The following is a 17807-nucleotide window of genomic DNA, read 5'->3' on the forward strand; positions in this document are numbered from 1 at the left end:
ATTAAGTACATCGTAATAATTGCTTGACTCTTGGAAGCATCATTAGTTAAATACAAGCTCAAACTTTCTATTCGTATAATCAATCACCATACGCCCATCCTTAGCAATATCACTACCAAAAACACCATCTAGCTTGAAAAAAGTAGCAAGGCCTGTCAACATCTCTCTCACGTTGTGTAAGCTGATCGATTGATTGTCATTCAAATTAACAATTAAACTTTCTATACTGTCTAATTCTCTTTCTTTTACATCACCTAAGCCTCCAGAATGTATCATTCTTTTTGCCATTTTAAGATCAACAATTTTCGATAGGAGCGGTTGTCCAAAATGAGTTTTATTTGCACCTGTATCCAAACCGAAATACAACGGAACTTGATTCTGACCTTTCACTTTCAAAATCGGTACCCACAAAAGAAAAGGTTGTTCTCCACATCATCTTTTCGTTGCGGTTTCTGAATTATTACCTGTTTTCGTCCATAGTCGATTTCCAGTAAAATATGTTGTATGATATCCCATCCGATAATACCGTCTACCTGCATTATTTCTTCCGTTTTAGGGTTTTTAATCATTAATAAATCATTCGCCAACACCAATGTAGGCTGATTAAAAATCGTTAGACCCTGTATGATAACGGAGTCGATGATGGCCAAATCGGCACTAAAATTTTGGTTTGTTGAATTTCCAACCTCCAATTCTTGTTCTTTCACAATGTTAATGTTACAGTCACTTACTAAAGCATTTGAGATGACCGTCATCCCTGCTCCAGTATCTAACCAAAAGCTTTTCTTACTTCCATTAATCATTACATCAACCGTTGGAGAGCCAGAGATGCTTAGTTTCATTGGAATACGTATTTCATCGTTTAAGAAGGAGAACGCTGTTTGTTCAGACTTGCTGCAAGCTTTCGCAATTAAACGATTGCTTTGATCAATGCTTTGATTATCAAGAAGGCCGAGTATCTCTAATTGTTTCCATTCGGATTTCGTAAAATATAGCTCAAATAAAATCTTGGCACAGCTACTTCGCAATGAAAGATCATGAGACTCACAATACAGATTCTTTAAAATTTCTGTAGCCAAACATTCTTTTCCTTCTGTAATGAATGTTAAAGCAGAGGCAAATTCTTTTTCTTCATCATTCATTTCTAATGTTGTAAAATCAAACATCTCCATTTTGTCTATAACTTTCAATTTATCCCTCCCACAAATAATTTATTTTTCCTTATTACTTCTATAAACTTCCAATAAATCCTTCTACTTCAACTAAACTTCATCGCTAGTTGAAGTATCCATTCTTTTCGAAAAACTAAAAAGAAGCAGCCTTTCGACTACTTCCACACCTGATTCAAAATTTTGTATCCGACTCTAAATATCGTTGTACTGGAAAGCTTCATATGTTTACTAATTGCTTACACAACTAAAACTTATAATAAGTGGTAAAACCCATACAGAACGGTAGCGTGTGACCACTACAGCTTTTTATTTTTTACTATTTCTCAGGCTATTAACTTTACAAATAGTAATGTAAAGCTAATTTAGCCTTACACCTCCGAATCTTACTAAGGGTCACTCCTATCCCAAGTGACCCTTTATATAATTTCCAAACCAATATCACTCCTTCGAACTTAATAATCAAAAAGTGATGACCTAAAACCAACCATTTGCAAACTACTTTACAAGAGTAATTTACTTCAAAAACATCTAAAAAAATTGTTGATTTTTCCCGTTTTTTGTTTTATATTAACAATATCCATGTGCTGTTTAACAGGTAACTGTTAGGCAGCTTTTTAATTACCAGCATGCAATAATTACTGATATACCAATAACTATAATGAGTGACTCACCTATTACACAAAATCCTTTATGTTTTTGATCCCCGCCATCATCTGACATATAAAGATCATTCACTAACCGTTTCAGCCTCTGAATCATCACTTATCCGCTACTACCAAGCGTTCATGCAACGGCAACTTTTTTGAACATTTGGCACCTCTACCTGTTGCAGTCCATTATTAATACTATCCACTTCTATGTTCTAAACTTTGAATAATATCGTATGCTCTTTTAATGGCTACATCATAATTTTTCAAAACCACATTTGTTTCCCTTGCTCCGATAGCTTCGTAGATTGTCTTGCAATGCTTGTTAGTCGTTAATACACGCCGTTGTCATGGCCGAATGTTTGTAATTGATTCATGTTACAACCTCCTGAAAATTATCTAAAGTATTTCGCGGAATATTGACAAATAAAGGAGCTGTTATTAGTGTCTTCAAAAAAAGTTTCTATCGGTCTTACACAATTTACAGACTTTACTTTCAAAGGCGTTACAGGTAAAACTTCAATGGTTAGACAAATAAAATATCAAGATGAATACAATCCCGCTTTTGATTACTGGAAACCGTTACGGGATGGTATCCGAAAATTTCATGAGAACGAATTTAGTAACGATTACCTGCTTTCTGTAGCTAACAAAGTTGCTCAAGCTAAACAAAAAAATTACCTGGAAGCAGTCAAAGCACATTTAAAATTTATTAAAAATAAAGAAATTGAATGGTTTGACCCAGGCAAATCCAATTGGTATAGCGAATATTTAACTGTCCGTTCATCGCCAGAACTAGGATTAAAGATTGATGGTGTTCCACACTTAATCAAGTTATATTTCAAAGGGAAAGACGAACGAATTGATAAAAATAAATGCCGCTCATCTTTGACACTATTAAAACAATCCGATTTCACCATTGAGCATTCTCCTGATATAAAGCCGGCAATTTTAAATGTCCAAAAAGGTAGGTTAATTTCAGATGAACCCTCTACTGAGGACCATCTAATTGCACTTGAATCCGAAGCAGCACAATTTATGATTATTTGGAATAAAATTTAATCAAATTCGAGCCCCTTATATCAGAAGATATTTTTTAGCACTAAATCGAATTGGTGTGTCTGTGCGTTCCACCTAACCCTATAATTTTTTAAAAATCTATTTTACAGGCTATGAACTATACAAAAAAACTATTTTGTCATATTAATAGTAATGTAAAGCTAATTTAGCCTTACACCTCCGAATCTTGTTACTAAGGGTCACTCCTATCCCAAGTGACCCTTTTTATAGTTTCTTCCCTCATATCGTGCAATAATTGATGCAATCCATATTTTCTAATATCTACTAATTATGTTATCCTTTTATAAGTTATTAATCTAAATATTAGGAGTTGCTATGCCGATGAAAACACATTCGACACTTGGGTATATCCTATTAATTTTAGGCATCATTTTATTTTCACACGGGTGGAGCAGATTATCTGGTTCCTTCGGATACAGTTCATTAATTTCAAATAAATCTGTTGCACTACTATACATTTCTATAGGGCTTTCTGTAATGTTCATTTCATACTTTATAAAACCCCGAAAAAATCAATAATTATACTGAACTAAGTCTTTCACATTTTCACTTCGCCCATATGCAATTACTAATTTTCTCTTTACCGAAGCTCCTTAATTGTCTATAAGTCGCTTTACTCTTAATATTTACAACTTTAACATTATGGTAATAAATGAATAAAACGGGCTATAAGTTCAATGTTTCCATAAAAATGATGAATCGGAGGAATTATAATGTTAATTAGAAGTGCAAAAGTTCTAGATTGTCATCTATTAAGCAATTTGGCTTATAAGTCAAAAGCCTATTGGGGATATACAGAAGATTTTCTACAACAGTGTAAAGATGATTTAACTGTAACAAAAGAGTACATAGAAGAAAATCCAGTTTACGTAATGGAAAGTGACAATAAAATAGTAGCATTTTATAGCTTTACTATTAATGAACAGAAATTAGATGCTTTATTCATAGACCCTGATTATATCGGTAAAGGATTAGGGAGAATGATATGGGACCATTTATTAACTAAAGCGAAGGAGTTAGGAATAAGCGAGTTTACTCTTGATAGTGAACCTAACGCGGAAGGTTTTTATTTAAAAATGGGCGCGAAGAATATTGGCTTTACTCCATCTACTGTGTTTCCTAACCGTCATCTGCCTTTAATGAAAGTAAGTGTTTTTAATTAAATAAGAAGTAAAAACCAAGACAGCATTTAAGCTATCTTAGTTTTTAAATTTTAGGAAGGTATAGGATTTGCCATTTATGTGATTTTTAATCGCTCTGGCTTGAGGAAACGTACCTGTTTTAACAGGTCAACTAATGTCATCTGCCCGATGACCTCCCTGCGCAATACCACTATATAAAAATTGGCTTCAATCCTTGATCAAGCCCCCTCCAGAAGTAAACTGATGTTTATCGTCGACTACTTCCATAAAACCTTTTAATTGGATAATAGGATTATCAATCCCTAACAAAGATTTATCCCCCATACCTTCAAACGGCATAAAGACATTTAAAGTAACCTTTTCCCCTGGTTGAATATCTAATTTGTTTCCTTTAGCTTCAACCTTATATTCATTACCTTTATAAGCATTTTCCCCCTTCCTTCATCATGAAAGAAACGTAATCACTATCATTTATCAATTTTATGGAATATGATATTCCTTCTTTTAGAGTTTCCTTTTCAATTAGCTCTAACTTAACTTTTTGTATATCATTTAACGTGAACTTCTTTTCACTATCGCAACCTACTAATAATACTAAAATGAAGCTAAAAGAAGATAATACTTTAAGCATCCAAGAAATTCCCCATCAAAGATTCCAAAAAAAGATCACTCATCTTTTTTCAATTAAGTAATTTTTCGATTTCCTTTAACATAAGTATAATCTCCTCAATCACAATCTCTGGCTCATCATGATGTATATAATGTCCACTATGACTAGCAATTCGAAACTTGCTTGACGTTGACAGCTTTTGGAATTCTGCTTGGAGATTTTGTTCAATTTCCAATATCTTTTGAGATGGCCATCCCTCTTCTCCACTATCAAGTAAACCTCTTGCAATAATTGTGAGAGGAAGGTCAATTTGTCTTGTATGATCCACTATTTGCTTATAGCTCTGCATTTTATCAATATTTTCACTATTCAACGAAGGGTTTTTTAAATATTCTCTATTTCCTGCAACCAAATTTTCCGGCAAAACCTGTTCATAAGCAAGTTCTTTAAATTCCGGTGCAGCGTCAACCAAAATCATGCCGCAGATGTCGAGTGGATAAAGACTGGCATACAATCTTGCAATCAAACCACCAAAAGAATGCCCTACTAGTATATATGGCTTCTTTACATCAAGTTCTTGCAACAATTCTGAAAGCTCTTCGACCAAATCATGACAAGTCTGCGGGACAGCTGCGACTGAACTTCTACCAATACTTGCTCTCGTGTAGGACAAAGTTGACGTAACATCCGATATTAGGTCTTGAACCTTTTTCCATGTCTCAAAGTTATCGCCTAATCCAGCTATAAAGATGACACTCGGAGCACTGGTACGTTGATATTTTGTATATAGACTACGATTATCAGCGATATTGATTATCTTTTTATTATGTTTATTCACTTTTTATCACCTATTCCAATTATAAGCTTTAAATTACTTATATTTCCATAATAATTTTTAGATTCCCAAATGATTTTTCATCCTTCCAAACTCCGAGTCATGAACAACGTAACTTTCAACTCCTATTCCTTATCACGTATAATTAACGCCACTATGCTTAATTTCGGGTAATGCTTTAAGCCTAAATTCTTACAGAAAATTAGACCTTTTCCTTGTATGATTATGTTTGTGTTTTGACAAGGAAAAGTTAATGGCAAAAAAAACTAGGCTTTTTCTCTCTTTTAAATAACTTATTATTGGCTCTCCACCAAAACATGTGGTTGATTTTCTTTAATTCAATAATTTTACATTTTACTATAAAAAAAAAAGCGAAAACTCACGTATTGTAATTGTTGTCCAGACAAACCACGAGAGGATTTTTCACTTTGTTTTCCAAGTTTATCAAAATGCTATTACCGTTACCATCTTTTTTCGAAGTTTCTTTTCCATCTGATGAAGAACCAAATGTATTTCCTGTTACTGTAGGTGCTTATTCAGCACCATGTCCAATTTGTCTTCTCCCCTTGCCCTTGTAGGAGCAAGACTTGCCCCAACAATTGTAAAGAACTAGCCCGCAAATGAGTGTGCGTGACTCTATCCAACATTAAAGAAATCCAGATAGTGCCATAACTGCATCCATTATTGTATTTTCCATTGTAGTAATTAATCCAAAAAATATTTAGAAAGGACATTTTTCATGATTAGTGTTTGCTTATAGGCGATACCTACGGCGAGCAGCCATATTCTGATTGATGACTATACACATTTTTTTAATCACTACCGCTACCAGAAACGATTAAACGACCTAAGCCCTTTAGATTTCAAAGCTCAAGCCGTTTAATACATTTTTATTATTCCCCTGACCGGGTTCCGTTCAGTATTCTTAATTCATTCGTTGTTGCAATAGAACTTACAATACCTATTGTTCCTAGAACTAATAACGACTTTGATGAACCAATAATTCCTAACGTTAATCCTCCTACTCCTACGGCAGTTGTTAAATACCTACTATATTTCAGTTTTGATTTCGTTGCTTTTGGAATTTTTATATTCACTCCAGCTAACTTGTTTACTCTTGTCAACGTTTCATCTAATTTTTTAATCATTTTTATTTACCTCCGTTAGAATTAATTTAAGAAAATATCAAAAGCTGGATTAATTAATAACAAGAAACTGGAAAAGAATACGTATATTCCGTATTTTTTCTTTTTTAACATACAAAACAATCCAATAATAAACACCACAAGTGCAAGTCCAATTGATATGTAACTGAATATTCCTATAGTATTATTTTGTTGCAAGATATCAAATGTTAAATTAGCCAATATTGATTTCCCCCAATTTTAATTTTTGTTTATGCTAGTTGACACCATGGTTCTTTATTAGCATTTTTGTTTGCTAAAGAAGATGATATTGTGAAAATTTGATATATCGAACTCTCAAGTAGAAAGTTGAATATATCGCATTTGTTATAAACTAAATCGTTTTTCATCGCTGCAGAATATAATAATGTACTTAAGATCCCATATGCTTTTTCTTTAGGAATTCTCAAATTTAAATTTGAACGCTCTAAGACTTCATCAAAAAAATTCTTATCATTTTTCCTGAGACTTTCAATTTCATCTTTAGGAAGCTTATTTAAAAATAAATGATAATCTGGATTGTTGAAATTATATAACGTAGGATGTTTAACATACTCTTCAAAAAGCCATTTCATAGCTATTTTAAAACCTTCAATACCTGAGTTAGTTTGTACTATTGAGTTCCATTGTTCTTTCAATTGATTTTGCATCATTGACAGTACTTCAAGAAACAACTCTTCTTTTGTTTTGTAAAGTCTGTAAAAAGATTCCGTTGATATTCCAACTTCATAAGTAAGAGAAGCGATGCTAGTTAATTTGTAACCTTTCGTTTTCCAACTCTGAGCACAGATCTCACATAACTTTTGTTTAAGTAATGTACTATCTCCTTCGGTAAAATTTTTAGTCATTAGATCGGTTCCTCTAATTAGTATCATTTAGATCAGTCCCTTTCATTTTGTACTTTAATTGTACGAATCGATTTTCTCTTTTTTCTTACCTATTCCTTACAAGTTTATTAATTTAAAAAAACTGAAGGTGAACCAAATGGAAAAGCAGAGAGCAAGCTAAAAAAGCCCTCCACAGAAGATTGTGGAAGACAATAGAAAAATTTTCATTTGATTCTTGTCCGTACAAATATTTTTAAGGGAGACAGACTTACCTCCCCCTCAATGCAAAAATTTTTTTCATTCAACTGCCACAGCCAAGTCATGTACCAACACTTCTACCTCCGTCATTCTCCCAACGATCAATGTCCCAAACAACATGGTCCCAGCCTTCAGTTATTTCTCCAAGACTAGAAAGGATACCAGTTTTTTTACTGAAATACTCACAGTAACATCAATGACATGTATTTACTAGGACTGGGCGCTTTCTAGGGGGCGTCCAGCCTCTACTCCAATCAGCCAATATACAGTACAGTGCATATGTTTTTAAAAATGTCATCCACAACTTTTGGTGATGAGCCTCATTATTGCATAAATTGTAAATAACAGTTAATATTACGTTATACGTTATATCGCCAAACGTAATAAACTTTTAAAAGGAGGTATTGTATGCAAAAAGATAGATTTTCAGAGCCTTCACTGTTTATTTTGATTAGTCTGGCAGAAAAAGATTGTCATGGCTATGCAATCATGGAGGATATTGAAAAAAATTATTGTATTAAGTTAGGTGCTGGAACTTTATACGGAGCAATTACACGTTTAGAAAAAGCAGGCTATATTCAAGTGCTTGCATCAGATGATCGCAAAAAACCTTACAGGTTAACAGATGCCGGACGTGAATATTTAAGCAACCAAATTAAAGACATCCAAGCAATAACTACACTTGGCGCAAAAAGGCTTGGTCTTATATGAAGTGGTTAATTTATTTGTATCCAAGAAGTTGGAGAAAACGATATGGCGATGAATTATTTGATCTATTAGAACAAAAAAATTGGACATTCTTTTTGACGATTGATTTACTCAGAGGTATAGTTGATGCTTGGAAAATTGAAATAAATGAACGAGAAGTTTTTGGTATTCGAATGAGCAATGTATTATTGCTTGTCGGTTTGATTAATATACTTATTATTCTACAATATAGATCATCACAGGAGGTTATTTTCATGGAACAAATTGCGTTAATCATTGCAATCGTATCGTTTTTCTTAGCAGTATCTATTTTCATTGTGCATCTTTTTAAAGAAGGATTACAAAAAGCTTTTTCTATTAGCACTAAATTATCAAAAATGAGTCTCGGATTTATGGGCTTATATGGATTGAGTATTATTGCTTTTTTGGTACTAACTAATTAACCATCGCTAGAAAATTCTTGAACATAAAACTAATTACAATTAATAAAGCATAAAGCGTATTCGATTTTTCCCGAATACGCTTCTATTTTCTAATGGCGAATAAATTAAAATCGCCTTATTCTTTACTTATCCTTCGCCAATTCTAACTTTCCTTTTATGTAAATAATTCGAATAAAATAAAACGATTAATACTAGACCTACGATAAATGATACATTCCTTATTTTCAGAAAAACTAACTGTGTATAATTGTCTAACGGAGTCAATTGGAAAATAAAATATAGCGTCAAAGGTATTCCGACTAAAGAAACTAATAATATATTTTTATTTTTCCAATAACCAAATAAAGTTTTTATGAAATAGGTAAAAAAAATCCAAAGACTAAAAACGATTAAAGCATGCGATATTCTATCAGCTAATTGTCCCTTCAGTACCGTTAAAAAAAGAATAGAAAACACGACTACTGTAACAAAAGGAGCAAACACAATTAACTTATCCATTCTTTTAATTGGTAATTGTAACTTTGAATCAGGCACCAATGAAAATGATGCTCTGTGTAAATATAAAAATAAACAAGCAATCATGATCAATCCTAAATATAACAATATAATTCCTTCCTTCAGTCCTTTATCCTAATAAAGGAAACTTATTTTTGTTAAAAACATAGAATATTATACTAAAATATAGAACGTTATACCATATATTGCAACAATGCTCTATCATTTTTGTTATTAGAATTTTGGTTTTTTTAAGCAATGTTCAGCGAAATGCGCGTATTCTAAGTTCATTATGTACACTGTAACTCGTCTGCTGCTCGCCTTGAATGCTCACACAACGCATAAAAAAAGCCCTTCACTGCTATGTAAAAGGCAAGCAAAGCTGCTTAGTTTATAATAATTAATTAAGGATTTGCATGATTTCATTCAAAAAAGAAGGGAAGAGACCCCTTCCTTTTTATTAGTGAACAACCTTTTTATTGATTAGCTTGGTACTACCAAAAGCAATTACTAACGCTATTAAAGAAATAATAAGTGGCGGAATGAAGCTTGTATTTCCAAACACCACTTGTGAAGGTAAAGTCGACACCTCTTCCCATCGTATGCTAGGCGTATAAGACACTGTTAATAGCATGCCAGATAGTACTTGCAATACTATAAATGCCAACGTAAAAACCCCTGCAAATAATAAGTATTTTTTCAAGTTAATCCCTCCTCCCTATCTATTACTACGTCTTAAGTTCAAATAAGTTTCACAATATTCTATCTATTGCAAAGGACGATTTGTTTAGAAATTATTCTGTAACACTTCTGTATCCTTGTGTGGTGTTATTATCAATGGTTCAATTTCATTCCTTATTCATGATGTGGTACTAGTTTGTCTTGCTTCTCTAGCTTTAGCGTCTATAACGTCTCGGCTATATTAATTGCCAGAGGTATCTTCAATTAAGGTAAAAAAAAAACCATAAGTTTATTAGTTCCATATAGTTTTTTGGGTCACTAGCCTGTAAGTGACCCTTTTTATTTAACTCAAAAACAAACGTGCAATTAGCCTCACTTCAGGTACCTTTCACACATCTATATTGTACTGTTTATCAAAAATGAAATAGCAAAATCACGAAAACTATTTACGACAAATGAACTTTTTCTTTTTTTATTCCAAGCAATCCCTACTGTTTGAAAGCAGTCAGGATTTGAAATTTTCAATATTTTCACGTTGTCTAAATACTGATCTAAAAATGAATAGTTAAAAATAAAAGAGATTCCCTTTCCTTCGTTCACCAATTGTAAAATAATCGATAAATCTTCACCTTCAAAGGCAATTTGCGGAGTAAAGCCCGCTTTTTCAAATAATTGATTTTCTGTTGTGCGAAAATTTTGTCCTGTTTCTGACAAAATAAACAGTTCATCCTTAGTCTCAATCAGTGAAACACTTTCTTTAGCAGCTAGTGGATGATTTTTCGGCACTACTAAAAAGACTTCTTCAGTAAATAATGGAACCCACTCTATTCTGTCATCTTTAATCGGATTAATAACGATCATTAAATCAATTTCGCCACTAATTATTTTTTGTAGAGCTAATTTATCTGGCAATACATATTGTCGGATTTTAACATTTGGACGCTTTTTATAAAAATCATAAAATAATTTTGGCAGTAGTTTTGAATTCATCACATTAATCGCTATACTATCTTCTCGTATATTCGCCAGTTCTTGAATTTCTGATTTCGCCTCTTGTAAATCATCTAAAGCCTTTTCCACCTTCTCATAAAAAATGCGTCCATATTCATTCAAACGAATAGATTTCCCTCTTCGATCAAAGAGTGGTACTCCAATATCATCCTCTAAACGAGCGATCGTTTTGCTTAATGAAGATTGCGAAACCTCTAGCTCCAACGCAGCTTTCGACATATGCTCCAAGCGGGCTACTACTATAAAATACTCTAATTGAGTTAATTGCATTATTAGTCACCTTCTTATGCTTATTACTATAAAGGAATAAGCTCATTCATTCAAAAATATTGAATAAGCATTTTACTGAAAGCTATACTACACATGAAAAGAAAAACCTACACATATGGGGAGGCAATAATATGAATGTTAAAGATTTTGAAGGTCGAGTTGTCTTAATCACTGGAGCAGCTACTGGTATTGGACGTGCTACAGCAATAGCTTTTGCACGTCGTGGCGCGAAAGTTGCTATTGGCGATGTTGATGACCGTGCACAAGGAACTGTAGAACTAATTCAACAAGCAGGCGGAGAAGCTGTTTTCTTTAAAACAGATGTAAGAAGTCCAGAGCAATTGAAATCACTTGTTGAAAAGACAGTAGAAAAATTTGGTGGATTACATCACGCATTCAACAATGCAGGCATTTTAAATAAACCAGCAAAATTCGTAGATATTGAAGAAGATACTTTTGATAAAGTAATGGCAGTTGACGTTAAAGGTGTATTCTTTGCGGTGAAACATGAACTTGAATATATGGTTGCTAATGGCGGTGGTACAATTGTAAACACAGCTTCGGTAGCTGGTGTCATTGCCGATCCAAATATGGCACCATACGTAACAGCAAAACATGCCGTAACTGGTTTAACAAAAGCAGCTGCAATTGACCACGCTAGAGACGGTATCCGAGTAAACGCTATCGCACCTGGTTTAACAGAAACACCAATGACTCAAATGTGGAAAGATAATCCTGAGGTATGGAATGAGGTGGTTTCCAACGTTCCAATGGGGCGAGCTGCTAAACCAGAAGAAATTGCTGAAGTCGTTGTATTCCTTTCTTCAGACGCAGCAAGCTTCTGTAACGGTTATGTTTATGTTGCAGATGGCGGACAAGTTGCTCACTAGTAAATAAACATTTTTTCAAAATAATAGAACAATAAAATAGACCAAGACGGAAATCTTGGTCTTATTTTTTTATAAACAGGTCTAGTCAAATAGTTTTATGCTCATTCACAGCTGAAAGAAAAAACATAGCCATCTCAACAGTTAAATGTCATTCGAAGGAGACAAGTTATTCCCTATTCCCTTTAGATCACCATATTCTTCTAAATACATTAGGATAGTCTATAACCAAACCCTGTTCGTCTACACATATAATTGTTTCATAATCATAAGAACGGTATTTAAAATATCTCAATTTACCATTGTTAATTAAATATTTATAGGATTGGGGAACTTTTTTTACCTCAAGGGATGGAATCGATATGTATACCATTTCAAAATGTTCCTCTTGATTAAGGACCCAATTCATTCTATTGATAGGAAGTGAATTTGAAAATGGCGTTGCAGATATATCAATATCAATTGCACCTTTTAGCTTAGCAATTAGCTGTCCATCATTTTCAAACCAGTTGCCCTTTCCATCAGACGTTAATTTCAAACTATTGTGTTCATCAACAATTATTGTCAATTTTTTAGTAAACCAATTGGAGTCTAGATCAACTTTGTATTCTACAATATGAGCATTAGATTCATCCCCTTCTACATATATAATTGTCCCTTTCGCTGCGAAGTTTTCTTCTTCTTTAATAATGCTTAAATGCTCACAGCCAAACTGTTCCTCATTCTCCCATACTATCTTTTGATTCAAAACATTCTCCCCTATCTATAATAACCTCTTCAAAACACCTATTTTTCTTAATAGTGGGATATTATCGTTTAACCTTTAAACCTAGCAGTTCAGCAAAACCAATTGCTTGTTCAGTGGACACCACACAGCCACTTAAATTTTTTAACGTTACATTTAATCGTTCAAATGTGCATGTACTGATATCTACATTGTTTAGAGGCGTGTCGCTAAAATCAACTTCATCTATATTACAATGTTCAAATTTCACTTTCTTAAATTGGCAGTCGTAATAGCTTGTCCCACGTAATGATGACTGCTCAAAACAACTTTGTTTTAGTCTCGCTACCCCAAAGTTACACAAATTCATGTTACAACTTTTAAAAGAAACGTTCCCTAAATTGGCCTCCGAGAAATCAACACCTAACAGCTTGCAGTTTTTAAATGTAACTCGATGAATAATTCCTTCGTTGAATTTTGAGTTAGATAAGTCACAGTTTTCAAAGATGACATCAGTCATATCAATTTTATTGAAATTCGCGTTAATCAAAGATACTTTTTGAAACATAACTTTAGATAAAAATAAACGTTCAATATTATCATTCTCTCTACTTATATTCGTAATCAATTGATTCGATAAATAAGGTTCTTCATCATAAAAAATGTCTTCAAAAGTTCCTTGAGCCAAATCATTTGGCATAAGCGGAACTTCAATTTTAAATTTTGTCGTCATGCTATTTCTCCTCTCTCAAATAGTTTACATGAAAACCTTATTATAATGGATATATTAGTTTATTCTTTCTTATGTAAAAGAATAAATTCAAATTACCACAACCGAAAGATTGTGGTAGGAAATTTTTATGTGTATTCCTTATTATTTATTACGTTTTGAGGAAGTATTTTCATTGTGTTGTTGTTCATTTGTATTGTTCATTTGTTCATTCGTTAGATCATTTTCTTCACGCACATCTAAATCGTCTGGGCTTAAATCTGCTCCAAATTCTACTTGGTCCTCTTCACTTTTATTACGCTTTTCTTTTGTCAAAGTTATCACCTCCGATATATAAATTACCCTTTTTGGCGTAAATTATACTTGTAAGAATATATGCTAAATGCTATTTTCTCGGTAATAAGCTATTCAAGTATCATTTGATTGCACTTTTCATTATGTTGTTAAATCGTTTGATAAACATGCAATCAATTTTTTTATCGTCTTTAAAAAAGTTTGTTCACCAATTTCTTCTCGATGTAAAGGTAGCAACATGATTATTCGAAAAAGGCCAATTAGAATTTCAGGATCTTCTTCAGTAACTCCTTTCCCCTGTAAAAATTTCACAAAGTCTAAAGAACTTTCTACATCTTCTTTGGCATGATCTTCGATAAGTTCTTTCGGGAGTCTCTTCATTATTTTCTCGTACTCCCCTCTTTGATAAAGATTTTGTAAAAATGCATTTTCTTCTATTGCTTTAAAAGAAATTTCAAAAAATCTAATTAATAGTTCTTTTGGTGGTAAGGATTCATTCATTACCTCAACAATGATTTTATTTTTTATTTCTTCGAAGGAGACAAGCAATATGAGAAAAAGAAGTAATATTCCAATTCATGGTTTTGTTGCACCCGGTTTTGAATTAGTGAAGGAAGAATTTATTAAAAATTTTACAAACAGAGGAGAAGTTGGAGCAGCGTTTGCTGTCTATATAAATAACGAGCCCATTGTTGATTTATGGGGAGGATATCGAGATCGCAAAACTTGTGCTATATGGGAGCAAAACACATTAGTTCAAGTATTTTCAGCTACAAAAGGATTTGCTGCATTAGCTTTAAGTCTAGCGCATTCAAGAGGTTATATTAATTATGAAAAGACAGTTTGTACATATTGGCCCGAATTCGCTCAGAATGGCAAAGAGAAAATTACAGTTAGGCAGCTCCTGGCACATCAAGCTGGTTTGTCAGCTCTAGATAGATTAAAAATTGATAATTTAGAAGACCTAGATACTTCACGGTTATCACAGTCCCTTGCTGCAAGTAAACCCGATTGGGAAGTTGGAAAATTTCATGGGTATCATGCATGGACAATTGGAACATTAATTGCAGAGCTCATTAAAAGAACTGACCCAAAACATCGTACCCTAAAAGATTTTTTCAAAGAAGAAATAGCTGAACCGCTAAATGCAGAATTTTATATTGGACTACCTGCTGAAATTCCGGAAGACAGCATTACAACTATAGAAGGCATAAATCACCCTATTCAGTTACTTAAGGGCATGACCAAATTACCGCCAAAAATGTTACTTGGTTTTTTAAATTCCAAGTCACTAGTAGCTCGGAGTTTAGTTGATCCTAAAAAATTTGTTGCAAATGATAATTTTAATCATCGTCCTATTCTATTGAATTTCCTTCAGGTAACGGAGTTGGACAAGTAAGAGGGATGGCAAAAATTTATGGTGCATTTGCAAGCCGTGCGAAGATACTCGGAATAAGCTCTTTAACAATGAATGAATTAAGTATTGGCGCCACGCCTCCAAATGAAGGCTATTACGACCATGTAAATTGTATAGACATAGCATACTCTTTAGGCTTTTGGAAACACTTCCCTAAAATGCAATTCGGTCGAAGTGAAAGCTCTTTTGGACATCCTGGAGCTGGAGGTTCGTTCTGCTTTGCTGATCCAGACGAGGGATTAGGATATGCCTACGCTATGAATAAACATGGATTTGGCATGGCTAATGAACCAAGAGAACTTGCTCTAAGGAAAGCGTTGTATAGTTGTCTTTAAAGATAATTAGATGTCATTTCACTAGCTATGTAATTTATATTAAAATATGACTATAAAATAAAAGGAGAAAAACTTTATGGCTGAAAAATATGTGCACCACATTTGCATACAAACGAATACATATAATGAATCTTTAACTTTTTACAGCGAAGTATTAGGATTTGAAGTAGCACAGGAGTCACCAAATTTCCACGATAGACATTTTAATACTTGGTTAAAACTTGGAGCATTTTATATTGAACTCCAAACGGGAAAGTATAATAAAAAACTTGATACATGCAATTCAAATGCTCTAGGCATTGTACATTTCTGTTTATGGGTTGACAATCTTAGTCAAGAAGTAGAACGGTTGAAGGATATGAATGTTCATTTTATTCGTAAAAATGATGAAATTATTTATCAGGTTGAAAATGGCCAGCTTTGTAAGTTAAAAGCACCTGAAGGAACTATTATAGAGCTTCGTGATAATACAGGAATATAAAGTGATCAGGGGGACTTTCTTCATCTCGCTTCGCTTTAAGAAATAAGCCAGGACTCATTATATAAAGAGTCCTGGTCATTTGTTTAGATGGCTTAACCTATTCTAAGTTTTTCACTGCTTATAATCCTCTCATTTTTTGTCCAAACTATAAACAAAACCCCTTTACTCCACAAGATTGCACAGAATTTCTAAAAGTAGGGATCAAAAATGAAGAAAAAATTTATGTTAATAGTAAGTTTAACAGCTGTACTATTACTCGCCGGATGTTGGGATGTTAAAGAACCACAAAGGATGTACTATATTGATGGAATTGGTATCGATTATAAAGATGGTCAATATGAAATATATATGCAAATCATAAATTTTGCGAATGTAGCTAAATCTGAAGGGCCTACTCCTCAAGCAGCACCGTCAGAAATTGGATTTGCTAAAGGTAAAACGATGGAAGATGCCTTTTTTAAATTATATCGCTCCATCGATCAAAAAGTTTTCTGGGGACATATGACTTTTATTCTTTTCTCTGAGGATGCCTTAAAAGACGAGAACTCCATTCCTGTTATTGACAGTTTTTTAAGGCATCGGGAAACAAGATACCAAATATTGACATATGTTACAAAGGACCCTATTAAAGATATTCTTTTAATCACACCAATATTAAATAAATCCCTAACCGCATCAAAACTAAGCAATCCAATGCATACAAAAGAGCTACAAACATATGTAGAGCCTGTTGATTTACGAAAATTAATTATCAGCTTAAATGAACCGAGTCATGAAGTGAATGTTCCACTTGTAACAATTAATAAAAACTGGGAAACGACTAATAAACCAACAGAGGAAACTGCTTTATCTGGTTTCGGAGTAGTTTCAAAGGATGGATTTAAAGGCTATATAAATGATGGGGATGCAAGAGGTATCCAATGGATGTACCATGAAAAAACGCGAGGAGATGTAACCATTAAATTAAACAATAAAGAAAAAGAATTCTTAACAGTTGATTTAGAAAAATTAAGTACAAAAATTAAACCAATTGTAAAAAACAATGAAGTAACATTTGAAGCGGAAATAAAATTAAATGCAATCATTAATGGTTTCAAAGGAAAAGTAAACACCGACCAAATAAGGGAAGGTATTATTAAGGAAGTAAAAAAAGATATAAAAAAATCTTATGAAGCAGGTATAGAATTAGATGTTGATGTTTTCCGCTTATCAGAGCACCTATATCGAAAAAACGTAAAAGCATGGAAAAAAATACAGAAAGATGGCAAAATTCCATTGACAGCAGATTCACTTAGTCAAGTAAATGTTATCGTAAATAAAGTTAATCCTGGTCGAAAAACATTTGCTGAAACAATTAATGAATAACTATATAATTGCGTCCGGAATCGGCCAGAAGCTTAAGACCAACAAGCGAAAGCGTAGCGTCAGCAGCAAATATAAATTGCCAAAGGATTTGGCCTATTTCAACTGCCGTTTGGACATCCGCTGAAAAGCAACGTAAAATCGCCTTCATCCTCTCCCACCTGTAAGTTGGGAGAGGAATGTAGCTGACGCTTTGCTTTCACTACAAAAACAT

The 17807-nt window shown here is 33.3% G+C and carries 24 protein-coding genes; 9 read left to right on the top strand and 15 right to left on the bottom strand.

Annotated elements, in window-relative coordinates; genetic code table 11:
• Positions 1 to 42: 42 nt before the first annotated feature.
• On the bottom strand, positions 43 to 396 hold the full coding sequence (locus ACIPKN_RS04280) for a hypothetical protein (RefSeq protein WP_400933694.1): 354 nt from the start codon (positions 394 to 396) through the stop codon (positions 43 to 45).
• A complete protein-coding gene (locus ACIPKN_RS04285; RefSeq protein WP_400933696.1) occupies positions 393 to 1190 on the bottom strand; it encodes a retropepsin-like aspartic protease in 798 nt (265 codons plus the stop codon). Before ACIPKN_RS04285 ends, ACIPKN_RS04280 begins: the two co-directional genes overlap by 4 nt.
• Before the next feature lie 1073 nt (positions 1191 to 2263).
• On the opposite strand from ACIPKN_RS04285, the gene ACIPKN_RS04290 reads away from it, so the two are divergent.
• Positions 2264 to 2881, top strand: a complete 618-nt coding sequence (locus ACIPKN_RS04290) for a hypothetical protein (protein WP_400933698.1) — start codon at positions 2264 to 2266, stop codon at positions 2879 to 2881.
• A gap of 731 nt (positions 2882 to 3612) precedes the next feature.
• Positions 3613 to 4062 (top strand): GNAT family N-acetyltransferase, encoded by a 450-nt coding sequence (locus ACIPKN_RS04295; RefSeq protein ID WP_400933699.1) that lies wholly within the window; start codon positions 3613 to 3615, stop codon positions 4060 to 4062.
• A 397-nt stretch (positions 4063 to 4459) separates the two neighbouring features.
• Here the strand turns inward: ACIPKN_RS04295 and ACIPKN_RS04300 are convergent, their stop codons facing one another.
• The 5 genes from ACIPKN_RS04300 to ACIPKN_RS04325 form a co-directional block, all read right to left on the bottom strand.
• Positions 4460 to 4672 (bottom strand): hypothetical protein, encoded by a 213-nt coding sequence (locus ACIPKN_RS04300; protein ID WP_400933700.1) that lies wholly within the window; start codon positions 4670 to 4672, stop codon positions 4460 to 4462.
• A 49-nt stretch (positions 4673 to 4721) separates the two neighbouring features.
• Positions 4722 to 5489, bottom strand: coding sequence for an alpha/beta fold hydrolase (locus ACIPKN_RS04305; RefSeq protein ID WP_400933701.1), 768 nt, complete (start codon positions 5487 to 5489; stop codon positions 4722 to 4724).
• Between the two features lie 890 nt (positions 5490 to 6379).
• Entirely contained in the window at positions 6380 to 6634 is a 255-nt protein-coding gene (locus ACIPKN_RS04315; RefSeq protein ID WP_400933702.1) for a hypothetical protein, read from the bottom strand.
• A 21-nt stretch (positions 6635 to 6655) separates the two neighbouring features.
• Positions 6656 to 6853 carry a hypothetical protein gene (locus ACIPKN_RS04320; RefSeq protein WP_400933703.1) on the bottom strand — a complete coding sequence of 66 codons (198 nt, stop codon included), beginning with the start codon at positions 6851 to 6853 and terminating at the stop codon, positions 6656 to 6658.
• 29 nt (positions 6854 to 6882) lie between these two features.
• Positions 6883 to 7518, bottom strand: coding sequence for a TetR/AcrR family transcriptional regulator (locus ACIPKN_RS04325; RefSeq protein ID WP_400933704.1), 636 nt, complete (start codon positions 7516 to 7518; stop codon positions 6883 to 6885).
• Between the two features lie 645 nt (positions 7519 to 8163).
• Here ACIPKN_RS04325 and ACIPKN_RS04330 point away from each other — a divergent pair.
• Both ACIPKN_RS04330 and ACIPKN_RS04335 read left to right on the top strand, forming a co-directional pair.
• The gene (locus ACIPKN_RS04330) at positions 8164 to 8466 is read left to right on the top strand and encodes a PadR family transcriptional regulator (RefSeq protein WP_400933705.1); all 303 of its coding nucleotides are present in this window, start codon (positions 8164 to 8166) and stop codon (positions 8464 to 8466) included.
• A 14-nt stretch (positions 8467 to 8480) separates the two neighbouring features.
• Positions 8481 to 8906: a hypothetical protein gene (locus tag ACIPKN_RS04335; protein WP_400933706.1), complete on the top strand. Its 426-nt coding sequence runs from the start codon at positions 8481 to 8483 to the stop codon at positions 8904 to 8906.
• 126 nt (positions 8907 to 9032) lie between these two features.
• On the opposite strand, the gene ACIPKN_RS04340 is transcribed toward ACIPKN_RS04335, so the two are convergent.
• The 3 genes from ACIPKN_RS04340 to ACIPKN_RS04350 all read right to left on the bottom strand — a co-directional run bounded on the left by ACIPKN_RS04340 (position 9033) and on the right by ACIPKN_RS04350 (position 11363).
• Entirely contained in the window at positions 9033 to 9509 is a 477-nt protein-coding gene (locus ACIPKN_RS04340) for a hypothetical protein (RefSeq protein ID WP_400933708.1), read from the bottom strand.
• 352 nt (positions 9510 to 9861) lie between these two features.
• Positions 9862 to 10104, bottom strand: coding sequence for a hypothetical protein (locus tag ACIPKN_RS04345; RefSeq protein ID WP_400933709.1), 243 nt, complete (start codon positions 10102 to 10104; stop codon positions 9862 to 9864).
• Positions 10105 to 10478: 374 nt separating this feature from the next.
• On the bottom strand, positions 10479 to 11363 hold the full coding sequence (locus tag ACIPKN_RS04350; RefSeq protein ID WP_132358281.1) for a LysR family transcriptional regulator: 885 nt from the start codon (positions 11361 to 11363) through the stop codon (positions 10479 to 10481).
• Positions 11364 to 11494: 131 nt separating this feature from the next.
• On the opposite strand from ACIPKN_RS04350, the gene ACIPKN_RS04355 reads away from it, so the two are divergent.
• Positions 11495 to 12253 (top strand): SDR family NAD(P)-dependent oxidoreductase, encoded by a 759-nt coding sequence (locus ACIPKN_RS04355; protein WP_400933711.1) that lies wholly within the window; start codon positions 11495 to 11497, stop codon positions 12251 to 12253.
• A 187-nt stretch (positions 12254 to 12440) separates the two neighbouring features.
• On the opposite strand, the gene ACIPKN_RS04360 is transcribed toward ACIPKN_RS04355, so the two are convergent.
• The 4 genes from ACIPKN_RS04360 to ACIPKN_RS04375 all read right to left on the bottom strand — a co-directional run bounded on the left by ACIPKN_RS04360 (position 12441) and on the right by ACIPKN_RS04375 (position 14499).
• A complete protein-coding gene (locus ACIPKN_RS04360) occupies positions 12441 to 12998 on the bottom strand; it encodes a putative glycolipid-binding domain-containing protein (protein WP_400933713.1) in 558 nt (185 codons plus the stop codon).
• Between the two features lie 61 nt (positions 12999 to 13059).
• Positions 13060 to 13707: a pentapeptide repeat-containing protein gene (locus ACIPKN_RS04365; protein WP_400933715.1), complete on the bottom strand. Its 648-nt coding sequence runs from the start codon at positions 13705 to 13707 to the stop codon at positions 13060 to 13062.
• 141 nt (positions 13708 to 13848) lie between these two features.
• Complete coding sequence (locus ACIPKN_RS04370) at positions 13849 to 14028, bottom strand: hypothetical protein (RefSeq protein WP_400933717.1); 180 nt, start codon at positions 14026 to 14028, stop codon at positions 13849 to 13851.
• Between the two features lie 111 nt (positions 14029 to 14139).
• Entirely contained in the window at positions 14140 to 14499 is a 360-nt protein-coding gene (locus ACIPKN_RS04375) for a hypothetical protein (protein ID WP_400933719.1), read from the bottom strand.
• 49 nt (positions 14500 to 14548) lie between these two features.
• Here ACIPKN_RS04375 and ACIPKN_RS04380 point away from each other — a divergent pair, with 49 nt between their 5' ends.
• The 4 genes from ACIPKN_RS04380 to ACIPKN_RS04395 all read left to right on the top strand — a co-directional run bounded on the left by ACIPKN_RS04380 (position 14549) and on the right by ACIPKN_RS04395 (position 17596).
• Positions 14549 to 15397, top strand: a complete 849-nt coding sequence (locus tag ACIPKN_RS04380; protein WP_400933721.1) for a serine hydrolase domain-containing protein — start codon at positions 14549 to 14551, stop codon at positions 15395 to 15397.
• Between the two features lie 5 nt (positions 15398 to 15402).
• The gene (locus ACIPKN_RS04385; protein WP_400933723.1) at positions 15403 to 15750 is read left to right on the top strand and encodes a serine hydrolase; all 348 of its coding nucleotides are present in this window, start codon (positions 15403 to 15405) and stop codon (positions 15748 to 15750) included.
• A 76-nt stretch (positions 15751 to 15826) separates the two neighbouring features.
• Positions 15827 to 16231 carry a VOC family protein gene (locus tag ACIPKN_RS04390; protein ID WP_400933725.1) on the top strand — a complete coding sequence of 135 codons (405 nt, stop codon included), beginning with the start codon at positions 15827 to 15829 and terminating at the stop codon, positions 16229 to 16231.
• A 207-nt stretch (positions 16232 to 16438) separates the two neighbouring features.
• Positions 16439 to 17596 (top strand): Ger(x)C family spore germination protein, encoded by a 1158-nt coding sequence (locus ACIPKN_RS04395; RefSeq protein ID WP_400933727.1) that lies wholly within the window; start codon positions 16439 to 16441, stop codon positions 17594 to 17596.
• On the opposite strand, the gene ACIPKN_RS04400 is transcribed toward ACIPKN_RS04395, so the two are convergent.
• The gene (locus tag ACIPKN_RS04400) at positions 17586 to 17744 is read right to left on the bottom strand and encodes a hypothetical protein (protein ID WP_400933729.1); all 159 of its coding nucleotides are present in this window, start codon (positions 17742 to 17744) and stop codon (positions 17586 to 17588) included. The genes ACIPKN_RS04395 and ACIPKN_RS04400 overlap by 11 nt on opposite strands.
• Positions 17745 to 17807 lie beyond the last annotated feature (63 nt).

The organism is Lysinibacillus sp. NPDC086135, from assembly GCF_044746345.1.
In the GTDB taxonomy this organism is placed as follows: Bacteria; Bacillota; Bacilli; order Bacillales_A; family Planococcaceae; genus Lysinibacillus.

Coding starts and splice junctions, on each gene's coding strand:
- ACIPKN_RS04295 (WP_400933699.1), top strand. CDS start 3,613: ATGTTAATTAGAAGTGCAAAAGTTCTAGATTGTCATCTATTAAGCAAT.
- ACIPKN_RS04300 (WP_400933700.1), bottom strand. CDS start 4,672: ATGCTTAAAGTATTATCTTCTTTTAGCTTCATTTTAGTATTATTAGTA.
- ACIPKN_RS04315 (WP_400933702.1), bottom strand. CDS start 6,634: ATGATTAAAAAATTAGATGAAACGTTGACAAGAGTAAACAAGTTAGCT.
- ACIPKN_RS04325 (WP_400933704.1), bottom strand. CDS start 7,518: ATGACTAAAAATTTTACCGAAGGAGATAGTACATTACTTAAACAAAAG.
- ACIPKN_RS04330 (WP_400933705.1), top strand. CDS start 8,164: ATGCAAAAAGATAGATTTTCAGAGCCTTCACTGTTTATTTTGATTAGT.
- ACIPKN_RS04350 (WP_132358281.1), bottom strand. CDS start 11,363: ATGCAATTAACTCAATTAGAGTATTTTATAGTAGTAGCCCGCTTGGAG.
- ACIPKN_RS04355 (WP_400933711.1), top strand. CDS start 11,495: ATGAATGTTAAAGATTTTGAAGGTCGAGTTGTCTTAATCACTGGAGCA.
- ACIPKN_RS04365 (WP_400933715.1), bottom strand. CDS start 13,707: ATGACGACAAAATTTAAAATTGAAGTTCCGCTTATGCCAAATGATTTG.
- ACIPKN_RS04375 (WP_400933719.1), bottom strand. CDS start 14,499: ATGAATGAATCCTTACCACCAAAAGAACTATTAATTAGATTTTTTGAA.
- ACIPKN_RS04380 (WP_400933721.1), top strand. CDS start 14,549: ATGAGAAAAAGAAGTAATATTCCAATTCATGGTTTTGTTGCACCCGGT.
- ACIPKN_RS04385 (WP_400933723.1), top strand. CDS start 15,403: ATGGCAAAAATTTATGGTGCATTTGCAAGCCGTGCGAAGATACTCGGA.
- ACIPKN_RS04390 (WP_400933725.1), top strand. CDS start 15,827: ATGGCTGAAAAATATGTGCACCACATTTGCATACAAACGAATACATAT.
- ACIPKN_RS04395 (WP_400933727.1), top strand. CDS start 16,439: ATGAAGAAAAAATTTATGTTAATAGTAAGTTTAACAGCTGTACTATTA.
- ACIPKN_RS04400 (WP_400933729.1), bottom strand. CDS start 17,744: ATGAAGGCGATTTTACGTTGCTTTTCAGCGGATGTCCAAACGGCAGTT.